General features: G+C 67.1%; 4 protein-coding genes. 2 read left to right on the top strand and 2 right to left on the bottom strand.

Translation table 11 applies throughout. The annotated features are described in order from the left end of the window. The first annotated feature begins 287 nt into the window (after positions 1 to 287). A complete protein-coding gene (locus FKP22_RS23405; RefSeq protein ID WP_141290078.1) occupies positions 288 to 1013 on the top strand; it encodes a type 1 glutamine amidotransferase in 726 nt (241 codons plus the stop codon). Positions 1014 to 1034: 21 nt separating this feature from the next. Here FKP22_RS23405 and FKP22_RS23400 read toward each other — a convergent pair whose 3' ends face one another. Continuing rightward, a complete protein-coding gene (locus FKP22_RS23400) occupies positions 1035 to 1955 on the bottom strand; it encodes a LysR substrate-binding domain-containing protein (protein ID WP_141290077.1) in 921 nt (306 codons plus the stop codon). Positions 1956 to 2068: 113 nt separating this feature from the next. On the opposite strand from FKP22_RS23400, the gene FKP22_RS23395 reads away from it, so the two are divergent. Then, positions 2069 to 3139, top strand: coding sequence for a tartrate dehydrogenase (locus tag FKP22_RS23395; protein WP_141290076.1), 1071 nt, complete (start codon positions 2069 to 2071; stop codon positions 3137 to 3139). Between the two features lies 1 nt (position 3140). On the opposite strand, the gene FKP22_RS23390 is transcribed toward FKP22_RS23395, so the two are convergent. After that, positions 3141 to 3749 carry a short chain dehydrogenase gene (locus FKP22_RS23390; protein WP_141290075.1) on the bottom strand — a complete coding sequence of 203 codons (609 nt, stop codon included), beginning with the start codon at positions 3747 to 3749 and terminating at the stop codon, positions 3141 to 3143. Positions 3750 to 3952 lie beyond the last annotated feature (203 nt).

Genomic DNA, 3952 nt, shown 5'->3' with positions numbered 1-3952 from the left:
GTCCTCGCAGGCCAGCCAGGGCTCGGCAGCGGGCGAGTCCTGGCGCGCACTGCGCGGCAGGGACGGAACACAGGGCGAGAGAACGCTCATGCCGGCATTGCAGCAAGCAGCACTTCAAGCCGGGATCAAGAAAGCGGCGGCCGGCATCAAGCCGAAATCAAACGCGGGCGCTTGATGCGGGTTTGATGCGGGCTTGATGACGAGAGCCCGTCTCTTGATGCCGGGCTGAGGTCGCGCTGTCTAGAGTGGCTTCATCGTCACCACTGCGCGCCAAGCCGCGCCCTTGTATGAAACCGGTCGCCCTGCTGCAACACGACAAGACCCAACGCCCCGGCTTCCTGCTGGACTACCTCGAAGAGGTCGGCATCGAACACCGCCTGATCTGCCCCGAGCAAGGCGACAGCCTGCCGCGCGACCCGCGGGACTTCAGCGGCATCGTGATGCTGGGCAGCAATCGCAGCGTCAACGAGCCGCTGCCCTGGATCCACGACGAACTCGCGCTGGCCCAGGCCGCGCTGCGCGCCGACATTCCGCTGCTGGGCCACTGCTTCGGCGGGCAGATGATCGCCAAGGCCATGGGCGCGCGCGTCAGCACCAACGCCTGGGCCAACATCGGCTGGAACCACCTGCAGGTCACGCCCGCCGGCCGCCGGCTGTTTGGCGAGCAGCCGGTCGTCGCCTTCAACTGGCACTACGACACCTTCGAGATTCCCGCCGGTGCGCAGCGCCTGCTGTTTGGCCGACACTGCCTGAACAAGGCCTTCGGCATGGGCAAGCACCTGGCCTTCCAGTGCCACTTCGAGGTCACCGAGGCCATCGTGCGCGAGTGGTGCCACGAGTCGGCCCTGGAGCTGGCCCACGCGGCCGGGCCTGCCGCGCAATCGCGCGAAGAGATCTTGCGCCAGCTGAAAACCTGCCTGCCGCAGTTGCACGCCTCGGCCCGGCACATCTACAGGCACTGGGTGGCCTCGCTGCCACGTCCGGTGGTGGCCCACATGCGCGGCGGCTGGTGAGCGTTGAACGGCCGCGCTGTTTCAGCGCGCCAACGGGGGCGGCTGAAGCCGGCAGGCAAGGTGCGCCTGGAGGAATTCCACGCACACGCGCACCTTGGCCGAGGTGTCCAGCCGCGAAGGGTAGACGGCCCACACATCGGCCGCCTGACTGTGGTCCGGCAGGACCTGCACCAGCTTGCCTTCGGTGATCAGCGGGCCGACATCCCACAGCGAGCGCAGCGCAATGCCGCGGCCGTCCACGGCCCACTGCACCACCATCTCGCCGTTGTTGGACGAGAGCGGGCCGCGAACCTTGATGGTGCTTTCCTTGCGGCCGTGGCGCAGGCGCCAGACGCCAAACGGGTGGTCGCGTTCCTTGATGATCAGGCAGTCGTGCGTGGCCAGCTCGTCCAGCGTGCGCGGCGTGCCGCAGCGCGCCAGGTAGGCTGGCGAGGCGCACAGCACGCGATGGTTGGCTGCCAGCCGCTTGGCAATGAGGTGCGGGGCGATCTCGTCACCCACGCGCACGTCCAGGTCAAAGCCTTCGCTGGCCACGTCGACCAGCCGGTCGAACACCTCGAAGCGCACCTTCAGCGCCGGATGCTGCTCGACCAGGGCCGACAGCGCAGGCGCCACCACCCGCCGGCCGAAACCGAAGCTGCTGCACACGCGCAAGGTGCCACGAGGCGCCTGCCGCGTCACGCCAATCTCCTCGACCAGATGATCCAGGTCGTCCAGGATCTTCTGCGACCAGTGGCAGATGCGCTCGCCGGCCTCGGTCACCACCACCCGGCGCGTGGTGCGGTGGAACAGCGGGGTGCCCAGCGTGGCCTCCAGGATCTGGATGCGCTTGGTGACGTAGGACGGCGAAACGCCCAGCTCCTCGGCAGCGCCGGAGAAGCTGGCCTTGCGCACCACCGCGTTGAAAACGCGCAGGTCTTCGGCGAGCGGATCATTGTTCACGATGTGTGCATGGCGGATTCACAAGGGCTCCGATTGTAGAAAGCCCCAGGTCCCCTAGGATGCCAACCCTGACATGCGCCAACGCACACCCAGCGCCCAACCAGGAGTCCGCCATGAAACCGCTCAAGATCGCATCCATTCCCGGTGACGGCATCGGCCAGGAAGTCATGCCCGAAGGCCTGCGCGTGCTGCACGCCGCGGCCGAACGCTTCGGCATTGCGCTGGACATCACGCCCATCGAATGGGCCAGCTGCGACCATTACCTGAAGACCGGCCAGATGATGCCGGACGACTGGAAGCAACAGTTGCAGGGCATGGACGCGGTGTACTTTGGCGCCGTGGGCTGGCCGGCCACGGTGCCGGACCACATTTCGCTGTGGGGCTCGCTGTTGAAGTTCCGCCGCGAGTTCGACCAGTACATCAACCTGCGGCCGGTGCGCCTGTTCGAGGGCGTGCCCTGCCCGCTCGCGGGCCGCAAGCCAGGCGACATCGACTTCTTCGTGGTACGCGAGAACACCGAGGGCGAGTACACCAACCTCGGCGGCAAGCTCTACGAGGGCACCGAGCGCGAGATCGTGATCCAGGAATCGGTCTTCTCGCGCCACGGCACCGACAGGGTGATGAAGTACGCCTTCGAGCTGGCGCAATCGCGCCCGCGCAAGAAGATCACCGTGGCCACCAAAAGCAATGGCATTGCCATCAGCATGCCGTGGTGGGATGGCAGGGCCGATGCGATGCACGCCGGCTACCCCGAGCTGGCCATGGACAAGCAGCACATCGACATCCTCTGCGCCCGCTTCGTGCTGCAGCCGGACCGTTTCGATGTGGTGGTGGCCAGCAACCTGTTCGGCGACATCCTCTCGGACCTGGGCCCGGCCTGCACCGGCACCATCGGCCTGGCGCCTTCGGGCAACCTGAACCCGGAGCGCAAGTTCCCGTCGCTGTTCGAGCCGGTGCACGGCTCGGCGCCGGACATCTTCGGCAAGGGCATTGCCAACCCGGTGGCCATGATCTGGTCCGGCGCCATGATGCTGCAGTTCCTCGGCCATCAAGAGGCACACGACGCGATCCTGCGTGCCATCGAGGCCACGCTGCGCGACGGCCCTCGCACACCCGACCTGGGCGGCAAGGCCAGCACCGCCGAGGTCGGCGCGGCCATCGAGGCCGCCGTGCGCAAGCGCTGAGTTACCAGACCTTGAACACCTGCCCGGTCTGCACGCCCTCGACGCTGCGCAGGTAAGCCTGGGCCGCACGCGCCGCGGACACCGGCTCGAAGCCCTGGAAAAACGCCCCATAGGCGCCCAGCGATTCGGTCAGCACCGTGGGGCTGACCACGTTGACGCGCAGGCCGCGCTGCAGCTCGCAGGCTGCCGCGCGCACAAAGCCTTCGACAGCAGTATTGACTGTGGTGGCGTTGGCGCCCAGGCGGATCGGCGCTTCCGACAGGATGCCGCTGGTCAAGGTGATGGAGCCGCCGTCGTTCAGATGGTGCTGGCCGATCAGCGCCAGGTTGACCTGGCCCAGCAGCTTGTCCTGCAGGCCGATGCTGAACTGCTCGGCGCTCATTTCGGCCAACGGGCCGAAGTGCACCTTGCCCGCGGTGGCGATGATCGCGTCGACCCGCCCCACCGCTTCGAACAGCGCATGGATGCTGCGGCCCTGCGTCAGGTCCACGCGATGCGCTCCGCTGCTGCGGCCGGCCGTGACCAGTTCCCAGAGACCCTCGCCCGCCTGCGCCACGGCCTGGCCCACGGTGCCGTTGGCCCCGACGATCAACACTTTTTTCTTGCCCATGATGTTTCGCTCCTGAAGTGCCCGCAAAGGTGCTGGCCTGGTCGTCATAATTCCCGGCACCGACGCATCAGGCAAATCGATTGGAATCATGAGCCACATCATCGAGCGCGATTTCAGGGGCGTGGACCTGAACCTGCTGGTCAGCTTCCTGGTGCTGGTGCGCGAGCGCAGCGTGTCGCGCGCCGCGGCCAAGCTGTTCCTCG

It is taken from the genome of Ideonella azotifigens (assembly GCF_006519715.1).
GTDB classification, from domain to species: domain Bacteria; phylum Pseudomonadota; class Gammaproteobacteria; order Burkholderiales; family Burkholderiaceae_C; genus Ideonella; species Ideonella azotifigens.
This window is presented reverse-complemented; position numbering and strand designations above follow the sequence as displayed.

Bases quoted from the DNA above. Each gene is read 5' to 3' on its own strand.
- FKP22_RS23405 (WP_141290078.1), top strand. From the start codon at position 288: ATGAAACCGGTCGCCCTGCTGCAACACGACAAGACCCAACGCCCCGGC.
- FKP22_RS23390 (WP_141290075.1), bottom strand. From the start codon at position 3,749: ATGGGCAAGAAAAAAGTGTTGATCGTCGGGGCCAACGGCACCGTGGGC.
- FKP22_RS23395 (WP_141290076.1), top strand. From the start codon at position 2,069: ATGAAACCGCTCAAGATCGCATCCATTCCCGGTGACGGCATCGGCCAG.